Below are 22,342 nucleotides of genomic sequence, written 5' to 3'. Positions count from 1 at the left end.
ATTATATCTGATTATTTTATTATTAATTTTCGACAGACATAAAAAAATCCGGCACTAAATAAACGACAGCACTAAACATTACGGGAATCGTAGGCTTGTTTTTTCCCGTTTGCAACCCCTTTTATCCCACCCATCTTAAAGGTGCTCGATGTTACTTTCTAATTAGGGAGTAAAAACGAGATATGAAAATAATTTATCACTGTCCATATTGGCGCATATTTAGGTACTAGATCAGGAAAACAACACCACACCCAACATTTTTATTTGTTATTAATTTTTCAACAGGCACAAAAAAAGCCATGCCCTAACAGGCATAGCTTCTACGATGGGGGAAATCGTATACTCCTTTTTTCCCGTTGGCAATCCCTTTTTATCCCAATTCATCTTAATGTCCCTCTATAGCCCCCTACTTAGGACGGTATAAATGAGAAATAAAAATAATTTATTACTGTCAACCTTGGCACAAGGTTTAGGCACTAGACTCTAAAACCAACAACGCTTATAGGCATTGATTTTATAGTTAATTTTAAAAAAATACTGAAAAATAAGCCCCTAACGCGCTTAGCGCGACAGTGTTAAAAACACTTCTCTTCTTTTTATTCCAATCCGCTCGATATTACCACTAAATTAAAATTGATATTTATAATGTGAGATTCCCTAAAACGCAAATTTATAGATTAACAATGTACTTAGAGGGGCTATTTTAGATCAATATTTTTAAATCTTTGGGCCACAAACTGACTTATAAATTTTGCTCTACTTATCTGTTGAGACGACCCCTTTAGCTCGTTTTAGCCCAGTAACGAACAAAATAAAAATTGTTTTCTGGTAAAGCCGATTTGCATAATCATGTACTTCTTGAAGACTTCAGCTAAGGCGCTTTCGCCCCCAAAGCGTATATGGACTCCACGTATTTTACAATATGACTTTTCATAAACATTAAGATGCGGTCGTATATACGGCTTTTAATGAAAGAGCTACTTTCTAGCCTATGATGTTTGCGCACCCGTTATCCTCTTCGCCTTAACAGTCTTAATGACTTTCGCTTTGGACAGGTTTTTAACAGGTTGGTCTTACCGTTTATGCTTCATCATTATTGTAAAAATTTTGCTTATTGTTGTTCTTTATCGTGTTTACTATATTACTAATAGTGATTGTTGCTTATATTGATTCTCATAACGTAGCATTGCCCAGGCGGTTCTAACTGTTTTATTCGCCAAAGCAATACAGGATCGTTTAATACCCGCGCGTTGAACCAGTTTTATCAACCATGCTTGTTTGGCCGTTTTGGGTTCATCTGGCAATCGGCATATATAAGAAAGTGCGCCTTGGTATAAAGCCGATCTCAATTCTTTAATTCCGCCAGCTCGATCAATTCCTGTCATAAATACTTTACCCCCTGAGCTATGTTGTTTAGGTGTTAACCCTACAAAAGCCGATGCCTCCCGCCCACTTTTAAACTGCTTCCCATCACCAATTGATGAATACAGCATACCTGCACATACTTCAGCAACACCTTCTAAATCCATTAATGCTTTACAGGGCTGTAATTGACGAACCAGACCGTTTTTGGTTTTGATTAACTGGGCTAACTCTGTTTTTAAGTTTAAATATGTTACCCAAAGTTGATTGACGGTTGACCGTAAACACTCTGGTAATAAGCTAGCTTCAAGCGTTTCCAGTACGGCTTTAGTTAACCCTTTGACACCGACAGTACTGACAATGCCATATTCATATAGCATTGCACGCAGATGGTTGCCTAGGGCAGTAATACTGCGTGATAGGAACAGTCGGCTTGTGTCTAATGTTTGTAAAGTTTGCTGTTCTTCACTTTTGGGCTTACTTGTTTTTAACCCTATCTGTAACGATGCATTTGCAATGGCCAAAGCATCATTAGCGTCAGTTTTGTGGCCTTGTAAAAAACATTTTACTTTTTTAGGGCTAATGACTCGCACATCATGACCAAACTGTTCTGCGTACCGGCCCCAATAATGGCTACTACCACAGCCTTCAATAGCAACAACCGCAGGTTGCTGATTCGCTAGGATCTGTTTTAGTTTTTGTCGGCTAACTGCTTTATTACTGATTAACTCACCGTATTTACTGATATGGCAAATTTGAAGAATATTTTTAGCTAAATCGATTCCGATGATATTAGATTTCAACATTGTATGATCTCCTTGATAGTTACCGTAACTCTAGGCTAGTTGCTAGAGTTGTGGAGTCCATACATCGCCTTAGAAACTATAAATTAGTGACCAAATTAACTTGACGACTATGAAGCACTATTCTGGGAAAAATCGAGCTCAGAATTTGTGGAGTAACAGCTGATTTATGCAGCTATAGTAACAATCAATGCCTTGAATTTAACACGCGTACTTTCTGCTACGGCATTTAAAATGGATATGTCATTTATTTCTTTTGTGTTTCTTTCCTGATTTTATATACAGTTTGGGCGTTATTCTTTGTTTCTGTCGTTAATATGGACTTTTTCCATCTATCCACATGATGATTATTTGATTAACTATCTTAATTGTTTGATTCTATGGTTTATAAATGTATTGTTATATCAATTTTAACAAATTGATATATTCCGTATTCCCACCGTAAATATAGAGTTTTTCGGTTTAATACGCGTTATATTTACAATGCAACTATGAGTAGTTAGAGGTGAGCAATTGGAATTTGAACCATTTTATTATGATACTTTAGATTTTAGACGTAAATTAATAGTTGATAGTCAACCACCTCATTATCTATATCACTACACAACTGCAGCTGGCTTCTTGGGTATTATCCAGTCTAACAAGGATAATTCTTTCCAAATGTGGGCTTCAGATAGTCGTTATTTAAACGATTCATCAGAGTATATTGGAGGCTTGGAAGTAGCGGGAGAATGTATTAATTCTTCAAAATATAAATCTAGTGATTTGATTCAAAAAGCCTCTGTACTACTAAAAGGGGCTAATGGTCGAATTGCAGTGTTATCAATGTCTAGCAAAGAAAACCTTCTAAGCCAATGGCGTGCGTACTCTGAAAATGGGGGATATTCAATCAAGTTCAGAACAGACCTATTTAAAGCTATTGGCTATTTAGCAAATCATTATCTCGCTGAATGTATATATTCAAAAGAAGACCTATCAGTAAAAGTTAATAACTGCATCGAATGGCATCAAAATAAATTTGAAACGGCAACTACCAATCAACCTCAAGCCGTGATTGAACATCATCTAGATAACTGTTTAAAAGGTTTGGTAGGAACAATAAGAGCATTAGCTACACTGCTCAAACATAAATCATTTTCGGAAGAGTCAGAATGGCGGTATGTCGTGACATATCCCCAAGGAAATGAACTTAATATTAGGAACTGTAATGGGTTATTAGTACCATATATTTACTTAAAATTTCCTGAAAAATCTATTTTTCAAGTAGCTGTTGCACCTGGTTCAAGAGCGCTACTTGCAAAAATTTCTGCTGAGGATGTACTTACAAATAATATTAAAGACTGTAAAGCTGGGGTGGAATTATCGGATACTAGCTTCAGATGGTAATAAAAATATAACAAGGCAATTAAGTCGGATTCGTAACAGTTGGCCGTTCCGCTTCGCTCCATTTTAGCCAACTATTACTCACCGCATATTGCGGCGTTAAATTGCATGGAGGTACCGGTATGTCATTTTCAAGTATGATGAATGATCAGTTAGTTTTAAAAAAACAAAATAGTGAAATCGTTGAAGGCATCAAGGCCGCAGTAACACCAAATTTCATCGTTACGGAGCGCCATGACGTACAAATTGAATCTGGAGATTTGTTGGTTAGAAAATTGCCTAATGGACTAGAAGATACATTTAAAATAATCGACCCGGGGTTTTACCAGGGTATGGGTCGTATTTCTTCAGGGTATAAAGTGACATATAAAAAGTTAGGTATTCCTGAAGCAGAAGCTGAAGTTAAAAATATCACATATAACTTCCATGGTGACAACGCACGAGTAAATAATGATTCAGTCGATAACTCAACCAATAATGTTAATTCAGCAACTGAAATAACAGAGCATATTGAACTATTAAAATCTGAAGTCAGCCGTCTTATTAAAGGGGAACAACAGAAAGCGGATGCACTTGATGTTGTAGATGCAATTGAGAGTCAGTTGACCTCTGAAAAACCAAGTAAGGCCGTAGTTGATACATTATTAGCAGCTTTACCTCATGCTGGTAGTATTGCAACTATTGGTTCGTTCTTATTATCAGTTATAGCTAAGTAGCAATTTAACAAGTTGCTTAAACGGGAAAATAACAGTTGGCCATCGCTTCGCGATTATAGCCAACCATTATTTTCCCCTTAGCAAGGCGTTAGCTTTCATCATCAATCGAAGCCTAGGTGGCAATAAAAAGGAATAATAAGTGTCTAGACTGTCACAATCACAAAAAATCGTTGAGTTGCTTAAAGTAAATCCAAATCAAAAATTTAATGCTCGACAAATAGCAGAACAGATTGTGGAGTCTCACCCCGAAGATTATAGAGACAAAAGACAAAACCCTAGATTTGCTGATGAAAAAGCATTTATATCTCAAGTAGTAGCAGAAATTGGTTCGCAGAAAGATCAGATCGTAAAAAACGATAGTCATGTTTTTTGGCAAGATAAGCCACGGCCTAGAGTTTATTGGTATAACCCCGAAAAAATAGTTGGTGAAATAGGTCCCGAACTAGATGAAAGTGAAGATGAAAACCTTGTAATTTCAACCATAGCTGAAACAGTTTTCTCCGAACACGATTTATACCCAATACTTATTGATTATTTAAAAACAGAGTTAAAACTATATTGCCAACGTATAGACGAAAAACGCTCTAAAAACTCACGGGGTAGCGGCGGAAATCAATGGTTGCACCCAGATATAGTTGCGATGCAACCAGTAGATAAAGAGTGGGATGAACTAATACGAAGCTGCGTTAAAAAAGGTGCAGGCCAAAGTGTCCGATTGTGGTCTTTTGAAGTTAAAAAGGAATTAACAGGTTCAAATGCTAGAAAAAGCTTCTTTCAGGCTGTAAGTAATTCAAGTTGGGCTAATGAAGGGTATTTAGTCGCCACTTCTATTTCAGATAGCAGTGTTGAACAGGAGTTAAGAATGCTTTCTGCTCTTCATGGAATCGGTGTAATTCTCCTTAATCCTGAAAATCCGACTGAAAGTGAAATGATGTTGCCAGCTAAATCCAGAGCAGACGTTGATTGGCAATCTGTTAATAGAATTTTAGTTGAAAACGCTGATTTTAAAGACTACATCGAGCTTGTGTCCACGTATTACCAAACAGGTAGAGTGCGAGCGAGAGATTGGAATAAATAGAGTATTAACTAGCAAAAAGCTAACAAGGCCATAAACGGTGTTATGTTTTGCCTACAATTAATATCACAAGAGGAGTGGCGATAGATGAAATTAACCATGTGGTTCACTCTCGAAATGTTTCTAACATGTTTACTTGTTGTTGGTAAAGTGGTGTTCATAACCACATATTTATACACTGGATATAGTATTTGGTTACTACTTTTGGTAACGCTCTTACTTATATCATTACCAATATATTATGGAATTTATGAGAGTGTTGTAGGAGAAGAAAAGGTTAATAAAATTGAATCTAAAATAGGTAAATCGATTCATTTATTAATTGCTTTTATCATTGTTATTTCTGCTGTATGTGTGTTTGTTTTTCAAACATATACTTACTTAAAATCTGGAGTGTGGTTACCTCTATCTGTAATAGATGGTTTTTCTACTATTGGGTTTGAGTGGGCTAAGAATCCCACAGACTGGATTGGACTTTGGGAGTTAGTTGATCAAGTACCTCTTTCTGTTGGTTTATTTCTAATTGGTTTGTATGTATTTCAGTTTTATGATTAAACTATAAGTCAATTTAAACGGAACTAAAACCGTTGGCTCAGTTTCGCTTCGCTCCACATTTTAGCCCACAATTTTTTGCAAGTTAACAAGGGCTTAGGAAAAAGGGAGAGCACGTGCAATCAAAAGTGGTATGGCTGATTGGTCGAGGTGCATCGATCGCTTGCGGTCTAGATTGGGATCTTAGTAACTCCGAAGGAAAGCTCAATAGAGAATCTCAAATATCGATAATTAAAGAAAAGTTACCGCAGGCTATGAAAAAAGTTAACTCTGAGCCCTATAGTAAGTTGGTTCGTATTTTAGAGAAGCGTACTACTAGCAAATATTTCCATCGTTTTGTAACTACAAACTGGGATTGCCTACTGCAAAATGAATTGTCGAGTTTGTGTGAGTCTAAAGCAGCTGTGCCTGATGCATTTGGTATGAATTCACATGTTTATCACTTGAATGGCACAGTCGAAGATACACCTGAAGATTTAAGATCAAAGATATTACTTGAATCTGACGAGCCTGAGCTAAGGGAGATGTGGTTTGAGAGTAACGAAGCTTTTAATATTATTTTAGAATCTAGTATTTTCGTGGTCGTCGGAATGTCCTTTGAGTGTGTAATCGATAGGTATACCTTAGTAGCATTAGGTCGTTGCGGATCAGAAATGCCAGTAGCAAGTTCAAATTGGCTACTGGTTAATCCAAACAGAGAGCAAGCTGAAAAAGTTTCCAGTGAGATTAGTCGGCATCTTCCAGATGCAAAATTCAAGTTTGTTAACGAGGGCTTCAATGAATGGATTAATCGCGGCGCTAGGGAACTATGTGATATCGGAGTCCTAAGTGCCTAACAAGTGCATCAACCATCGCCAGTAAGCTGGCTGGACACCCTACGAGCGCCGTTTATGTAGGCGTTAGACCCAATGGGATTCAATATGTTTTCGAAGAAAAAGAAAGATATTCAAGGAAAGTTGACTGTATTTTATCTGAAGCTTAATTTGGATGAGATTTCTACATATCTAAAAGATAAGTGTGTTGTGACACCAGACAAAGGAAATAACTGGAAACGCAACGATAAAGTTAAAAGTTACGATATAACTTATCTGGGAACTGATCCTTTCATTTTTTATCACAAAAATGCTAATGAGTTCGCTTCATCTATTAACGGAAGAGACTGTGTTAATGATGGAGAAATTGACATTGAATGGGAATGGGTAGAAGGTTATTTTTTAGCAACAGCAAACAATCAAATTATTTTCTGTGCTCCTGAATTAGAAATCATCCAATTAATGGTTAATGGAAAATTAGAGAGTAATAACATCAAGAAGTCAATGCAAGGTGAAGTAATTGAACTTGATCTAGGCATTGATAATGTAAATGCAGTCCATAAGTCTCTCGTGTTTAGATATGGTGTTGTTTTTTCAAATAGGCTTGTATCATTAAGTGTGTGTCATAGTCGTGCAAATGATTTTGTCCATTATCATGAGTAAATGGTCATACAAGGCGCTCAAACGGAACAAAGTCTAGTTATAAGATGGATAGGCCTTTACGCTCGGTATTGGGAGAAAGCGACCGTAAATGGGGTGATCTCAACAGATAAAAAGTGCAAAAACTCTAAGGCGCAATGTGCCCCTTAGCGACTCAGGTTTCATGCCACTGAATGAGAAATAAAAACGAGATTTACAGGTATTTTTTAATATTAATATATGTACATCATGTTTGATCAGTCCCAACAACCTTCACGCCTTTGCTGCCTGCCATTGAAATATTTCCATAAGAAGCTTCTTCAATGTAATTACTCCACCACGCCATTATTTTTATTCGTTGATTAAGGTACGTGGAGTGATTGTAGGACTGGCTAACTGAATTACCTACTTTATGTGACAAACAAGCCTCGGAAGGCTCGTATGCGACGCCTTTATCACTAAGTGTTGTCCTCGCTAAACCACGCAAACCGTGTGCTGTCTGTCTACCTTGATAGCCCATACGTTTAAATGCCATGTTTGCACTGGCTTTATTTGCATGAGCATTAGGGTTTCTATCTGCAGGGAAAATATAGTCCGAATTACCACTAATCACCTTGCAAGCTTCAAGTATCGCCAATGTCTGTACAGTGAGTGGGATCTGATGAGTCATACCTGTTTTAATCCGCTCACCAGGAATAATCCACAAATTATTTTCGTAATCTATTTCATTCCACTGTGCTAGTGCAGTTTCAGCGGGTCTAGTCATTGTATGCAACTGCCACAGAATTAGGTTGCGTGTTATTTTCTTAATATTGGCAGTAGCAATAGCCATTAGTAACTGTGGAAGTTCTTCAGGCTTTACATGTGGGTTGTTCGTGATCTTTTTAGTCATAAATACCCCTTTAATACCAGTTAAAGGGTTGGAATGGATCATGCCAAGATTAGTTGCATAGCGCATGATCTGGTTGAGGTATTGACAAGCTCTCGCAATAACTTCGTGGTTACCTTTGGCTTCTATCGGTCTAAGCGCTTCAATGGCCATAGGCGCTGTAATTTCTGTTATTGGGCATTTACCAATACGAGGCAGGATATGATTAGTAAGCGTGGTAGAAATAGTTTTTAATGAATCCGGCTTTACTTCTGACGCTTTAAGCTTTATCCAAGCAGCCGTAACCATTTCAAATGTATTGTTTAGAATTAGTTCTTTTTCTTTAATTTCACTATCACGCTGAGCTTTGGGATTAATACCTTGTGCTAATAACTCATTGGCAGCCTCGCGTAACTTTCTAGCATTAGCTAACGAAATAGCGGGATAAGCACCAAAACCCATCAATGCAGGTTTTTTCTCAATCGGCTTATTAAAACGTAACTGCCACAGCTTAGAACCATTTGGTTTGATTCTCAGCTGTAAGCCGCCACCGTCAGATAAAGTAATTACCTTATCGCTAGCTTTGGTTAATCTAATCTGGGTGTCTGAAAGTGGTGTGGTTTTAGCCATGAAGTAATACCAGCATTTTTTGGGTTTGAGTGGTATTAGTTATGGTATTACTTTAAACAGTAGATGTCACGGTACTATTAGAGACGCTACGGGACACTAAAATGCTCAAGTTGAGGTAAGTTATTAATAAATAATGGATTTAAAAACTTGCTGGGACGTTGTGGGATGTCAAAAAAGAAGTTATGGTGCTGATAGGCGGATTCGAACCGCCGACCTCACCCTTACCAAGGGTGCGCTCTACCAACTGAGCCATATCAGCAAAAGGGGATCTGATGATGACCTACTCTCACATGGGGAGACCCCACACTACCATCGGCGCAACTGCGTTTCACTACTGAGTTCGGAATGGGATCAGGTGGTACCACAGCGCTATTGTCATCAGAAAAAAATCTTAAAATTATTATAATTATAAATTAGAAAACCCCAGTTTATAACTGAGGTTTCTATTCTTCAAAAGAATTAGGCGCTTGGCGATGACCTACTCTCACATGGGGAGACCCCACACTACCATCGGCGCAATTGCGTTTCACTGCTGAGTTCGGAATGGGATCAGGTGGTACCACAATGCTATGGTCGCCAAGCATAAAAAGTTAATTAGAAAAGCTGTTTATTGTTCTGTGTTTTGATACAAGCATTAATTTTTGTAAAATATGTTTCGCAAGCATATTTTTTCTTTGTCTTGGATACTGTTGTTTCAACTCTTAGCTTAATCAGAGGGAATGTTAATAACATTCACTGACCCACTATGCGTCTACTGCAACTCAACACGTCTTAGGTGTTGTATGGTTAAGCCTCACGGGTAATTAGTACAAGTTAGCTCAATACATTACTGCACTTACACACCTTGCCTATCAACGTTGTAGTCTCCAACGGCCCTTTAGGGAGCTTAAAGCTCCAGTGAGAACTCATCTCGAGGCTCGCTTCCCGCTTAGATGCTTTCAGCGGTTATCGATTCCGAACGTAGCTACCGGGCAATGCATCTGGCGATACAACCCGAACACCAGCGGTTCGTCCACTCCGGTCCTCTCGTACTAGGAGCAGCTCCTCTCAATTCTCAAACGCCCACGGCAGATAGGGACCGAACTGTCTCACGACGTTCTAAACCCAGCTCGCGTACCACTTTAAATGGCGAACAGCCATACCCTTGGGACCGACTTCAGCCCCAGGATGTGATGAGCCGACATCGAGGTGCCAAACACCGCCGTCGATATGAACTCTTGGGCGGTATCAGCCTGTTATCCCCGGAGTACCTTTTATCCGTTGAGCGATGGCCCTTCCATTCAGAACCACCGGATCACTATGACCTACTTTCGTACCTGCTCGACGTGTCTGTCTCGCAGTTAAGCTGGCTTATACCATTGTACTAACCTCACGATGTCCGACCGTGATTAGCCAACCTTCGTACTCCTCCGTTACTCTTTAGGAGGAGACCGCCCCAGTCAAACTACCCACCAAACAGTGTCCCAAACCCCGATTCAGGGGCCATGGTTAGAACTCAAAACATACAAGGGTGGTATTTCAAGGTTGGCTCCACGTCATCTAGCGACAACGCTTCAAAGCCTCCCACCTATCCTACACATGTAGGCTCTAAGTTCACTGCTAAGCTGTAGTAAAGGTTCACGGGGTCTTTCCGTCTAGCCGCGGGGACGCAGCATCTTCACTGCGATTTCAACTTCACTGAGTCTCGGGTGGAGACAGCATGGCCATCATTACGCCATTCGTGCAGGTCGGAACTTACCCGACAAGGAATTTCGCTACCTTAGGACCGTTATAGTTACGGCCGCCGTTTACCGGGGCTTCGATCAAAAGCTTCGACCTAAGTCTAACCTCATCAATTAACCTTCCGGCACCGGGCAGGCGTCACACCCTATACGTCATCTTACGATTTAGCAGAGTGCTGTGTTTTTAATAAACAGTTGCAGCCATCTGGTATCTTCGGCCTCCAACAGCTTAGAGAGCAAGTCTCGTCACCGTCGGAGGCGTACCTTCTCCCGAAGTTACGGTACCATTTTGCCTAGTTCCTTCACCCGAGTTCTCTCAAGCGCCTTAGTATTCTCTACCTGACCACCTGTGTCGGTTTGGGGTACGATCCTCTATTATCTGAAGCTTAGAGACTTTTCCTGGAAGCATGGCATCAATGACTTCATCACCTTGGTGACTCGACATCGTGTCTCAGCGTTAAAAGAAACCCGGATTTACCTAAGTCTCCCGCCTACGCACTTGAACCTGGACAACCATCGCCAGGCCCACCTAGCCTTCTCCGTCCTCCCATCGCAATAATAAAGGGTACGGGAATATTAACCCGTTTCCCATCGACTACGCCTTTCGGCCTCGCCTTAGGGGTCGACTCACCCTGCCCCGATTAACGTTGGACAGGAACCCTTGGTCTTCCGGCGGGGAGGTTTTTCACCTCCCTTATCGTTACTCATGTCAACATTCGCACTTCTGATACCTCCAGGATGGTTTACACCTTTCCCTTCGACGGCTTACAGAACGCTCCTCTACCATGCCTATAAATAAGCATCCGCAGCTTCGGTGATATGTTTAGCCCCGTTAAATCTTCCGCGCAGACCGACTCGACTAGTGAGCTATTACGCTTTCTTTAAAAGATGGCTGCTTCTAAGCCAACTTCCTAGCTGTCTGAGCCTTTCCACATCGTTTCCCACTTAACATATACTTAGGGACCTTAGCTGGCGGTCTGGGTTGTTTCCCTTTCCACGACGGACGTTAGCACCCGCCGTGTGTCTCCCGTGATTGCACTTGTTGGTATTCGGAGTTTGCATGGGGTTGGTAAGTCGGGATGACCCCCTAGCCCAAACAGTGCTCTACCCCCAACAGTGATACACGAGGCGCTACCTAAATAGCTTTCGAGGAGAACCAGCTATCTCTTGGTTTGATTGGCCTTTCACCCCCAGCCACAAGTCATCCCCTAATTTTTCAACATTAGTGGGTTCGGTCCTCCAGTTGATGTTACTCAACCTTCAACCTGCTCATGGCTAGATCACCAAGTTTCGGGTCTAATCCCAGCAACTATTCGCCCAGTTAAGACTCGGTTTCCCTACGGCTCCCCTATTTGGTTAACCTTGCTACTGAAATTAAGTCGTTGACCCATTATACAAAAGGTACGCAGTCACGGAACACAATGTCCGCTCCTACTGCTTGTACGTACACGGTTTCAGGTTCTATTTCACTCCCCTCACAGGGGTTCTTTTCGCCTTTCCCTCACGGTACTGGTTCACTATCGGTCAATTAGGAGTATTTAGCCTTGGAGGATGGTCCCCCCATATTCAGTCAGGATTTCTCGTGTCCCGACCTACTCGCTTTCACTGTAAAGAAGTTTTTGTGTACGGGGCTATCACCCTGTATCGCGGCACTTTCCAGAGCCTTCCACTAACTTTTAAACAGCTTAAGGGCTGTTCCAATTTCGCTCGCCGCTACTATCGGAATCTCGGTTGATTTCTTTTCCTAAGGGTACTTAGATGTTTCAGTTCCCCTCGTTCGCTTCGTTAAGCTATGTATTCACTTAACGATGACACTAAGTGCCGGGTTGCCCCATTCGGAAATTCCAGGATATAACGCTTGTTATCAACTCCCCTGGACTTATCGCAGATTACCACGTCCTTCATCGCCTCTAATTGCCTAGGCATCCACCGTGCACGCTTATTCACTTAACCATACAACACCTAAAAGGTGTCACTTTAAGCGTTTTTATGAATGTTAATAACATTCAAAAAACACATAAGACAACAAAATCTAGATTTTGTATTTATTTGAGTTTCCAAGACGCTTGCGATTTCTCATATTTTACAATACAAAAAACAACATTCGTTTTTCGTGCACCTAAGAATAATTGAATTAACAATCACTCAATAGATACGTATATTATCCAAAGTATCAGTTTGAATAATATTTATTTTTGCTTGATTCATTTACTAACACCTAAGTGTTAATAAACGAGAACTGTTTATATTTCACTGTGTGAAATACAAACTTTTCGTTTAATTTATCACACCAATCAACACTTGAGTGCCATTGTTTTTGTGTGATAAAAAGAACTTTTATCAGCTTTCCTAATTGTTAAAGAGCAAACTTTTTAGTAAAAAAAAGCTTAAGGTAAATTTTATAATTTATCTTAAGCCTCTCCTCAAAAAGAGGTTCATGTCGGATACTTATTTTTTAAAATAAGTGGTGGAGCTATGCGGGATCGAACCGCAGACCTCCTGCGTGCAAGGCAGGCGCTCTCCCAACTGAGCTATAGCCCCGACATGTTGTGTATAAATAGACTCTGTCATGCGTTCCCAAATCAACGATTTGGTGGGTCTGAGTAGATTTGAACTACCGACCTCACCCTTATCAGGGGTGCGCTCTAACCAACTGAGCTACAGACCCAGCATAAGGTCTATCTATACTCTCTATACATTCTAATCAAACAATCTGTGTGAACACTCATCAAGTATTTGCAAAGCAAAAACTTGAGCCGGAAGGTGAATTTGCAAAGCAAAATCGCCGAAAGGCTTGTACTGCAGAGCACTTGCAAGCAAGTCTCTAATGTGTCAATCCGCAAGCGAATTAACTGATGTGTCTCTTTACGTAAGGAGGTGATCCAGCCCCAGGTTCCCCTAGGGCTACCTTGTTACGACTTCACCCCAGTCATGAACCACACCGTGGTCATCGCCATCCCCGAAGGGTTAAGCTAATGACTTCTGGTGCAGCCCACTCCCATGGTGTGACGGGCGGTGTGTACAAGGCCCGGGAACGTATTCACCGTGGCATTCTGATCCACGATTACTAGCGATTCCAACTTCACGGAGTCGAGTTGCAGACTCCGATCCGGACTACGACAAACTTTATGAGATTCGCATACCTTCGCAGGCTAGCAACCCTTTGTATTTGCCATTGTAGCACGTGTGTAGCCCATCCCGTAAGGGCCATGATGACTTGACGTCGTCCCCACCTTCCTCCGGTTTATCACCGGCAGTCTCCCTAGAGTTCCCACCATTACGTGCTGGCAACTAAGGATAAGGGTTGCGCTCGTTGCGGGACTTAACCCAACATTTCACAACACGAGCTGACGACAGCCATGCAGCACCTGTCTCAGAGTTCCCGAAGGCACTCTACTATCTCTAACAGATTCTCTGGATGTCAAGGGATGGTAAGGTTCTTCGCGTTGCATCGAATTAAACCACATGCTCCACCGCTTGTGCGGGCCCCCGTCAATTCATTTGAGTTTTAACCTTGCGGCCGTACTCCCCAGGCGGTCTATTTAATGCGTTAGCTTTGAAACCCACGGCATATAGCCACAAACTTCTAATAGACATCGTTTACTGCGTGGACTACCGGGGTATCTAATCCCGTTTGCTCCCCACGCCTTCGCGCCTCAGCGTCAGTCTTTGTCCAGGTGGCCGCCTTCGCCACTGGTATTCCTTCAGATCTCTACGCATTTCACCGCTACACCTGAAATTCTACCACCCTCTACAAAACTCTAGTTAACCAGTTTCAAATGCAGTTCCAAGGTTGAGCCCTGGGCTTTCACATCTGACTTAATTAACCGCCTACGCGCGCTTTACGCCCAGTAATTCCGATTAACGCTCGCACCCTCCGTATTACCGCGGCTGCTGGCACGGAGTTAGCCGGTGCTTCTTCTGCGAGTAACGTCACAGATATTGGATATTAACCAATACCCTTTCCTCCTCGCTGAAAGTGCTTTACAACCCGAAAGCCTTCTTCACACACGCGGCATGGCTGCATCAGAGTTTCCTCCATTGTGCAATATTCCCCACTGCTGCCTCCCGTAGGAGTCTGGACCGTGTCTCAGTTCCAGTGTGGCTGGTCATCCTCTAAGACCAGCTAGGGATCGACGCCTTGGTAAGCCATTACCTTACCAACTAGCTAATCCCACTTGGGCTCATCTTGTCGCGATAGCATATAAATAGAGGCCACCTTTGGTCCGTAGACATTATGCGGTATTAGCAGTCGTTTCCAACTGTTGTCCCCCGCAACAAGGCAAATTCCCAAGCATTACTCACCCGTCCGCCACTCGTCAGCAAAATAGCAAGCTATTCTCTGTTACCGTTCGACTTGCATGTGTTAAGCCTGCCGCCAGCGTTCAATCTGAGCCATGATCAAACTCTTCAATTTAAAGTTTAATTTGCAGCTTGCGCTGCGACTCAATATAACTGACTAAAACTAATTACTATTATCTCAACACCTAAGTATAAAAACTTCAGTATAAAAATAATGAATAACTTATTATTCTGAATAAATAAATTTATTCGTGTGTCACTTTTATTGATGAGTAAGCTATTTACGAAGTAAAAAGTTACTGCCTTTACAAGAAAGGACTTTGATTTTTTTGAAATCACATCAACAATAAGTGTCCACACAGATTGTTTGATTAAATTGTTAAAGAGCGTGCCTTTCGGCGAGGTGCATATATTACGCTACCTGCAAACGATGTCAATGATTATTTTTAATGTTTTTAATCAACGTTTAACGTTATTAAAAACTTAATCTCTTTCGTTCTAAGTAACCGGTTTGACTTGCGTCTTTCCCGTTTCCGTGGGGCGCATTATAGGGATTTTGTTAACGTTGGCAAGGGTTTATTTGCATAAAACAGCCTGTTTTTGCAATTAGTTTTTATACACGCCTTACAAACAACTTATCCACAAACTTTGCTTTATTACCCACATGATTTTGCCGTATAGTTTGTTTTCTTATTTATTTATTGAGGTTTATTATGCTTCCTGTATTACGCGGTTACAAAAATTCTTTTCCTGTTCTTGGCGATTCTGTTTATATTGATCCTTTTTCTTCTATTATTGGCGATGTCACTTTAGGTGATGATGTCAATATTTGGCCAATGTGCGTTGTAAGGGGAGATGTTAACTTTATAACGATAGGTAAACGCAGCAATATTCAGGATGGATCGATATTACATGTCGCCCGCGCAGGTGAAGCAAGCATTGATGGATATCCTTTAATCATTGGGGACGATGTCACCGTCGGTCACAAAGCTATGTTACATGCCTGCAGGATTGGTAATCGGGTTTTAATTGGTATGGGCGCTATAGTATTAGATAATGCACAAATTGATGATGATGTTATTTTAGCCGCCGGTGCATTAGTTCCGCCAAATAAGCATCTTGAATCAGGTTACCTTTATATCGGCTCTCCCGCTAAAGCGGCGCGTAAATTAACTGATGATGAACTTGCCTTTCTGCCACGTTCTGCAGCGCATTATGTCACACTAAAAAATGAGTATATTGCTCAGGGTTAACATTATTTGTTCCCACGCAGAAACGTGGGAACAAATAGATAGGTTATTTTAAATTTTGCTCATTCCTTTATGGAGCAACATACTTGTTTTGTAATTCAACTCTAGTGCCTTTTCATCACTTGCATGTTCACTCACAAACATTGAACAATCTTTTAAGACTTTTTCCGGCATCGTAGTCTTACTTTCGGGACTAAAACCAAGCTTCATAAAGAAGTCTGGCATGCGTGTTAATACGAATAGACGCTTGATCGCTTGTTTTTCTGTACGTTTAACTAAGAAATCCACTAATGCGCTACCTTGACCACGGCGTTCAAAACCAGGCTCTACACCTAATGAGCGAATTTCGGCTAAACCGGTATCATAGATATGCACTGAAGCACAGGCCGTGACTTTGCCATCTATTTCAGCTACTGCAAATTCAGCCACTGACTCCGCTAAGTCGGTCTTATCTCTTCGAAGGTTTTCGCCTGTATCAGCCAAGTGGTTAACCATTGCTTCAATACGATCGATGTCTGTTAAACGAGCCGCTCTTATCACAATGCCCGATGTATCACGATCTGCTAAGCGTTGTTCTGCTTCCGTTAGTGCATATTCAATCTGCTCAGGTGAAACACCACCGAGTGCTTTACGTGCGGCAAGTGTTGCTTCGAGCGTCAATACCGGATAAACGTCATCTTCAATCACAGAAGAAAACTCTTTAAATTGGGTGACCGTTAAATCTTCCAGTGGTATGCCCTTCTCAATCGCCCCGACAACGGCAACACCTACAATATGGTGTGCTTCACGGAATGGAATGCCTTTAGCAACCAGGTAATCAGCAAGTTCAGTGGCGTTTGAATACCCGCCCTGGGCTGCTTCTTTGGTGCGTTCTTCGTTCACTTTAAGATCGGTTAAGGCCATTGCTGCCATTTCTAAACAGTCTCCCCAAGTGTCCAGAGAGTCGAATAAACCTTCTTTGTCTTCCTGCATATCTTTGTTATAAGCAAGCGGCAGACCTTTAAGCGTCATTAACATAGCCGCTAATGAGCCAAATACACGGCCGGTTCTGCCACGAATCAATTCCATTGCATCAGGATTTTTCTTTTGCGGCATTAATGATGATCCGGACGTCACTAAATCAGACATCTCAATAAATCCTGACTCACCACTGTTATAGAAGATCAGATCTTCTGCCATGCGCGACATATGCATCATGGACATCGTTGCACAGCTCATCAACTCAACAACATGGTCGCGGTCGGAAACAGCATCTAAGCTGTTGCGCGTCGCACGTTTAAATCCAAGAGAGTGTGCTAATGCGGTGCGATCTATTGCATAGCCTGTTCCTGCCAATGCGCCACTGCCCAAAGGACAAGTATCAAGGCGTTCAAGGCAGCCTTCCAAACGATCATGGTCACGCTCTAACATTTCTAAATAGGCTAAACACCAGTGCGAAAATGTCACCGGTTGTGCGCGTTGTAAATGTGTATAACCCGGTAGAACAACCCCCTGGTGAATACGTGCCAGTTCGATGAGCTTGGCTTCCAATGCATCCAGATGGACAACTAATTCCTGTGCTCTTTTTTTACACCAAAGCTTTAAATCCGTTGCAACCTGATCATTACGACTACGACCCGTATGTAATTTTTTACCTAAGTCACCGATTTTATTAATCAGTTGTCCTTCTGTCCAAGAATGGATATCTTCGGCATCGGATTGTAATACCAGCTCAGGATTATCTTTAACTGATACTAATAATTCATTTAACGCAGCTTCTAAGCGTTTTTGTTCATCATTGGTTAATACATCAACTGTTTGTAACGCTTTTGACCAAGCTATTGAACCAATAATGTCTTGTTCCGCAAGACGATAATCGAATCTTAATGAATCATTAAACAATTTAAATTTTACGTCTGCCGCGTGGCTAAAACGTCCGCCCCATAATGCCATTTTGATGCTCCATCACTTTCTTGGTTTGTTGTAGCTATTTTTTAGAATCTATTTTTATATACTTTAAAAAAAAACAGATAAAAATAGAAATTCCCGCCCTGTGAAAATACAGGACGGGAATTGTAATATGTCAGATTTAATGCTTATTTTTTACTGTTCAAGGTACGGATACGGCTTGAAAGTGAATATAAACGGATAAAACCTTCTGCATGTTTTTGATTATAAACGTTATCATCACCAAATGTCGCAAACTCTTCAGAATATAAGCTGTTTGGAGAGCGTTTTTGCTCTGCCGTCACTTGACCTTTATACATTTTAACAACGACTTCACCATTAACATCTTTTGCCAATGCTTCAGAAGCGGCTAATAAAGAGCCGCAAAGTGGTGTAAACCAACGCCCGTCATAGACTAAGTGAGTGAATTCCTGACCCACTTGGTCGCGCCATTTGCGGGCTGGTTTGTCATGAACGAGTTCATCGATACCGCGCAGCGCAGCTACCATCACGGTACCTCCAGGCGTTTCGTAACAACCACGAGACTTCATACCAACAGTACGGTTCTCAGTGATATCAACACGACCTACACCATGCGCTGCCGCTTTTTCATTTAACAGCATCAGTGCGTCATAGGGAGAAAGCTCAACACCGTCAACGGCAACAACACGGGCATTTTCAACTTTAATAGTTAAGTATTCAGGTTTATCAGGTGCGTCTTCAGGATCAACGGTTAATGTCCAAACGCCTTTGCTTGGTGCATTCCATGGATTTTCCAGCTCACCACCTTCGTGAGAAATATGCCATGCATTGGCGTCACGACTATAGATTTTAGTCGCACTTGCTGTTGTTTCGATATTACGCTCGGCAAGGTAATCAAGTAAATCTTCACGCGATTCCATTTCCCATTCACGCCAAGGAGCAATCACCTGCAACTCAGGGGCCAATGCGGCAAAACAGCTTTCAAAACGGATTTGGTCATTACCTTTACCGGTACAACCATGACATAACGCGTCAGCACCGACTTTAAGTGCCACTTCAACCTGCGCTTTAGCAATAATTGGGCGCGCCATTGCGGTGCCTAACAGGTAAGTACCCTCATAAACAGCACCCGATGCCATAGTCGGATAGATATAATCCTTAACAAACTCTTCTTTCAGATCAACAATATGGCACTCAGAAGCGCCCGATGCTAATGCTTTTTCCTCTAATCCCACTAACTCTTCAGCGCCCTGACCAACATCGGCACAAAAAGCGATGATTTCACAATCATCATAGGTCTCTTTTAACCATGGAATGATTGCCGAAGTATCCAGGCCACCTGAATATGCGAGTACCACTTTTTTAACTTTACTCATTGATTATTTTCCTTTCGTCTGCATTTATTTGTTAATTAAGGTAAGCATAATAGCGTTTTGAATGTGCATTCTATTTTCTGCCTGGTCAAAAATTAACGAAGCAGGGCCATCCATCACATCAGAGGTGATATCTAAACCACGATGGGCTGGTTGGCAATGTAATACGTGTTTAATACCAGTTAAATCTAATAATGCTTGATTGATTTGGTATGGCATAAATTTAGCTTTGATCTGTTCAAGCGGTGTATCATCACCCATTGAAAGCCAAGTATCACCATAAACCACATCATAACCTTTGATATCTTCAATATTATCAGTGACGTGGATGCTACCACCATTTTTAGCGGCAATCTCCTCGCTCATTTTTAATATTTGCGCATCCGGGCTATGGCCGACCGGACAAACCGCGGTCACGGTAGCACCTAAAATAGCCCCGGCAATAAACAGCGAATGAGTGACATTATTGCCATCACCAATATAAGCAATTTTCACTTTAGAGAGATCGTCATACTGCTGAGCGATAGTTAAAAAATCAGCCATGGCCTGGCATGGATGATACAAATCACATAATGAGTTAATCACCGGCACACTTGAATGAGCCTGCATTTCAACTAAGGTCTTGTGGTCAAAAACACGCGCTACAATACAGTCAGCCCAGCGAGAAATATTGGCAGCAAAATCTTTAACATCTTCACGACTGCCCATTTCACCGTTAGATTGATCTAAATAAACAACGTGGCCGCCTAATTTATTAACCCCAATATCAAAAGTAACACGTGTTCTTAAAGATTGTTTTTCAAATAAAGTAACAACACTTTTACCCGCTAATGCTTGACTGTATTTAGCCGGATTAGCTTTTAAATCTTTTCCCAAAGCAATCAGATCTAACGCCTGTTGCTGAGTCATTTCCATACCTGTTAGCAAATTTTTCATATCTGACTCTCTACTTAAAGGATCTACTTCACGACCTTTGTGCCCACGGCCTGACCAGCAAGCAATGATACTAAATTTTCAGGATTTTTCCAACTTGCCAGCATCACATAACCTAATTGCTCAGCAGCTTGCAGCGCAGCCTTCACTTTAACTGCCATCCCATCCTGGATTACCTTTTCGGCAATAAGTCTATCAGCTAATTGCGTGTTTAGCTCGGGAATAACTTGCTTGTGCGCATCCCAGACGCCATCAACATCGGATAAAAAAAGCAACTCGGCGCCCACCAGTTCACAAATCGTTATCGCAGCCTGATCAGCATTGACATTGTACAAGCGTCCATCATCACCAATAGCGATAGATGAAATAACGGGCAAGTAGCCCTCTTTTAATAAAGTATTTAACAGGGCAGGGTTATTAGGACTGCAAATACCGACCGCGCCTAAATCAGGATCAAGCTGAGTGACTTTACAGCTAAAACCATCCGCAAGCGATAAACCGACAGCAGAAAGACCTGCCTTTAATGCTTTGGCCATCAACAGTTTATTTGAAGTGCCCGCTAGAGCACCGGCCACATAAGGAATTTGCTCAAATGGGGTAATGCGTAAGCCCTCTTTTTTGTAACTAACGATGTTCATTTTCTTTAACACATCTTCAACAATCACACCTCCACCATGCACAATAAGAAGAGGTCGTTGCTCAGTTTGCAAATAAACGGTTAATGCTGAAAATAAATTTTCTAATGCCTGCTCATTTTCAAGTACTGCACCACCAAGCTTAATTAATAAAGGTTTTAATGCTTGAGTCATGTTTAAAAATCCTGCTTACAAAAGGGAAGTGGTGATAGCAAAACCAAAACGTAAATTAATACATTGTATTGCCTGCGATGAAGCACCTTTTAGAAGGTTATCGATAGCACTGAAAGCGACCAGATCTTCCCCGTCCACAGCCCAACCTAAATCACAGAAAGGAGTACCCACCACGTTTTTAAGGGCAGGATAAGTCCCGTCCATCAAACGCACAAGGGGCTTATCCGCATAGGCATTCTGGTAAGCCTGATTAACCTGCTGCGCGGTCACACCCGCTTTTAGCTGCACATTAATACTGGCTAATATACCGCGTTTAAAGCTGCCTAAATGCGGTGTAAATACCACCGGCATCCCCAAATGCTGATCAATTTCAGGTTTATGACGGTGGGTAAAAACCCCATAAGGCTGCAAACTCACCTCACAAAAACTACTGGCGAGGCTCGCTTTACGCCCAGTGCCACTGGCACCACTAGTGGCATTAATAGTGGGTTTTGTATTATCTTTAATTAATCCCGCTTCGACCAGAGGTTTTAATGCTGTTAAAGAGGCGGTGGTGTAACAGCCCGGTACCGCGATTAAATCGGTTTTCTTAACGGCTTCAAAATTCCATTCAGCTAAACCGTAAACGGCTTTTTCTAATAACGCAGGATACTGGTGCGTAAAGCCATAAAATTTATCGTAAAAACCGGCTTCTTGAACACGAAATGCACCAGAGAGATCAAAGACCGCAGTATTTTGAGCAAGAAAAAGCGGCACTAAATCATGACTTACTTCATGCGCCGTTGCCAAAATAACGATATCTATATCAGCACATACTGTTTTAATATCAGCATTGCCCAAAGGCTGCAGAGGTAAATCCACCACACCTAATAAATGCCCGTAAAGTGCAGATAACTTTTTGCCTTTATCAAGACTGCCCGGCGACACATACAAACCAGCCAATTCAATATGCGGATGACGTACTAAAAAATTTGCTAATTCGGCGCCCGTATAACCACTTGCGCCCACTATAATGGCTTTTAACATAAGAAGTTCCATTTCATTTGCGGTATTAAAAAAAGGGAAAATAGTATAAATAGAAATATTCCCGAGAGAAAGACATTTTAATTACATTTGATTATTTATGCAATAATAATGAATACTTACTTAACTAGTATTGTACTTTAAACCTTGCAGCCAAAAAAATAGCTTATTAAAGCAGTAATA

14 protein-coding genes, 3 tRNA genes and 4 rRNA genes are annotated in these 22,342 nt (G+C 41.3%); 7 read left to right on the top strand and 14 right to left on the bottom strand.

Features of this window, described 5'->3' with window-relative positions; genetic code table 11:
* Window positions 1–1,136 precede the first annotated feature (1,136 nt).
* Window positions 1,137–2,168: an IS110 family RNA-guided transposase gene (locus tag PING_RS01315; RefSeq protein WP_011768667.1), complete on the bottom strand. Its 1,032-nt coding sequence runs from the start codon at window positions 2,166–2,168 to the stop codon at window positions 1,137–1,139.
* Between the two features lie 510 nt (window positions 2,169–2,678).
* On the opposite strand from PING_RS01315, the gene PING_RS19305 reads away from it, so the two are divergent.
* The 6 genes from PING_RS19305 to PING_RS01285 all read left to right on the top strand — a co-directional run bounded on the left by PING_RS19305 (window position 2,679) and on the right by PING_RS01285 (window position 7,366).
* Window positions 2,679–3,551, top strand: a complete 873-nt coding sequence (locus PING_RS19305; RefSeq protein ID WP_011768666.1) for a DUF2971 domain-containing protein — start codon at window positions 2,679–2,681, stop codon at window positions 3,549–3,551.
* A 119-nt stretch (window positions 3,552–3,670) separates the two neighbouring features.
* Window positions 3,671–4,264 (top strand): hypothetical protein, encoded by a 594-nt coding sequence (locus PING_RS01305; RefSeq protein WP_011768665.1) that lies wholly within the window; start codon window positions 3,671–3,673, stop codon window positions 4,262–4,264.
* A gap of 139 nt (window positions 4,265–4,403) precedes the next feature.
* Entirely contained in the window at window positions 4,404–5,342 is a 939-nt protein-coding gene (locus PING_RS01300) for a COG2958 family protein (RefSeq protein ID WP_011768664.1), read from the top strand.
* Between the two features lie 84 nt (window positions 5,343–5,426).
* Entirely contained in the window at window positions 5,427–5,894 is a 468-nt protein-coding gene (locus PING_RS01295; protein WP_011768663.1) for a hypothetical protein, read from the top strand.
* 113 nt (window positions 5,895–6,007) lie between these two features.
* Entirely contained in the window at window positions 6,008–6,727 is a 720-nt protein-coding gene (locus tag PING_RS01290) for an SIR2 family protein (protein WP_011768662.1), read from the top strand.
* A gap of 84 nt (window positions 6,728–6,811) precedes the next feature.
* Window positions 6,812–7,366, top strand: a complete 555-nt coding sequence (locus PING_RS01285) for a hypothetical protein (protein WP_011768661.1) — start codon at window positions 6,812–6,814, stop codon at window positions 7,364–7,366.
* 223 nt (window positions 7,367–7,589) lie between these two features.
* Here the strand turns inward: PING_RS01285 and PING_RS01280 are convergent, their stop codons facing one another.
* The 8 genes from PING_RS01280 to PING_RS01245 all read right to left on the bottom strand — a co-directional run bounded on the left by PING_RS01280 (window position 7,590) and on the right by PING_RS01245 (window position 14,978).
* Entirely contained in the window at window positions 7,590–8,840 is a 1,251-nt protein-coding gene (locus PING_RS01280; RefSeq protein ID WP_011768660.1) for a tyrosine-type recombinase/integrase, read from the bottom strand.
* Window positions 8,841–9,023: 183 nt separating this feature from the next.
* A tRNA-Thr gene (locus PING_RS01275) sits at window positions 9,024–9,099 on the bottom strand.
* Window positions 9,100–9,107: 8 nt separating this feature from the next.
* Window positions 9,108–9,223 (bottom strand): 5S ribosomal RNA (rrf, locus tag PING_RS01270).
* 82 nt (window positions 9,224–9,305) lie between these two features.
* Window positions 9,306–9,421 (bottom strand): 5S ribosomal RNA (rrf, locus tag PING_RS01265).
* A gap of 201 nt (window positions 9,422–9,622) precedes the next feature.
* Window positions 9,623–12,514: ribosomal RNA gene (locus PING_RS01260) — 23S ribosomal RNA — on the bottom strand.
* A gap of 512 nt (window positions 12,515–13,026) precedes the next feature.
* Window positions 13,027–13,102: transfer RNA gene (locus PING_RS01255), tRNA-Ala, on the bottom strand.
* A 50-nt stretch (window positions 13,103–13,152) separates the two neighbouring features.
* Window positions 13,153–13,229: transfer RNA gene (locus tag PING_RS01250), tRNA-Ile, on the bottom strand.
* Between the two features lie 202 nt (window positions 13,230–13,431).
* A 16S ribosomal RNA gene (locus PING_RS01245) occupies window positions 13,432–14,978 on the bottom strand.
* Together the 16S, 23S and 5S rRNA genes with 3 tRNA genes alongside form the textbook arrangement of a ribosomal RNA operon.
* A 598-nt stretch (window positions 14,979–15,576) precedes the next feature.
* Here PING_RS01245 and PING_RS01240 point away from each other — a divergent pair.
* Window positions 15,577–16,116, top strand: coding sequence for a gamma carbonic anhydrase family protein (locus PING_RS01240; protein ID WP_011768659.1), 540 nt, complete (start codon window positions 15,577–15,579; stop codon window positions 16,114–16,116).
* Between the two features lie 48 nt (window positions 16,117–16,164).
* Here the strand turns inward: PING_RS01240 and argH are convergent, their stop codons facing one another.
* From argH to argC, 5 genes are all read right to left on the bottom strand, one after another.
* Window positions 16,165–18,045 (bottom strand): argininosuccinate lyase, encoded by a 1,881-nt coding sequence (argH, locus tag PING_RS01235; protein ID WP_011768658.1) that lies wholly within the window; start codon window positions 18,043–18,045, stop codon window positions 16,165–16,167.
* 143 nt (window positions 18,046–18,188) lie between these two features.
* Window positions 18,189–19,397, bottom strand: a complete 1,209-nt coding sequence (locus PING_RS01230) for an argininosuccinate synthase (RefSeq protein ID WP_011768657.1) — start codon at window positions 19,395–19,397, stop codon at window positions 18,189–18,191.
* 24 nt (window positions 19,398–19,421) lie between these two features.
* Window positions 19,422–20,330, bottom strand: a complete 909-nt coding sequence (locus tag PING_RS01225; RefSeq protein WP_011768656.1) for an ornithine carbamoyltransferase — start codon at window positions 20,328–20,330, stop codon at window positions 19,422–19,424.
* Between the two features lie 23 nt (window positions 20,331–20,353).
* Window positions 20,354–21,136 carry an acetylglutamate kinase gene (gene argB, locus PING_RS01220; protein WP_011768655.1) on the bottom strand — a complete coding sequence of 261 codons (783 nt, stop codon included), beginning with the start codon at window positions 21,134–21,136 and terminating at the stop codon, window positions 20,354–20,356.
* Window positions 21,137–21,151: 15 nt separating this feature from the next.
* Window positions 21,152–22,162 (bottom strand): N-acetyl-gamma-glutamyl-phosphate reductase, encoded by a 1,011-nt coding sequence (gene argC / locus PING_RS01215; protein WP_041765746.1) that lies wholly within the window; start codon window positions 22,160–22,162, stop codon window positions 21,152–21,154.
* Window positions 22,163–22,342: the final 180 nt, after the last annotated feature.

Origin of the sequence: Psychromonas ingrahamii 37 (assembly GCF_000015285.1) — a bacterium.
GTDB classification, from domain to species: Bacteria; Pseudomonadota; Gammaproteobacteria; order Enterobacterales; family Psychromonadaceae; genus Psychromonas; species Psychromonas ingrahamii.
This window is presented reverse-complemented; position numbering and strand designations above follow the sequence as displayed.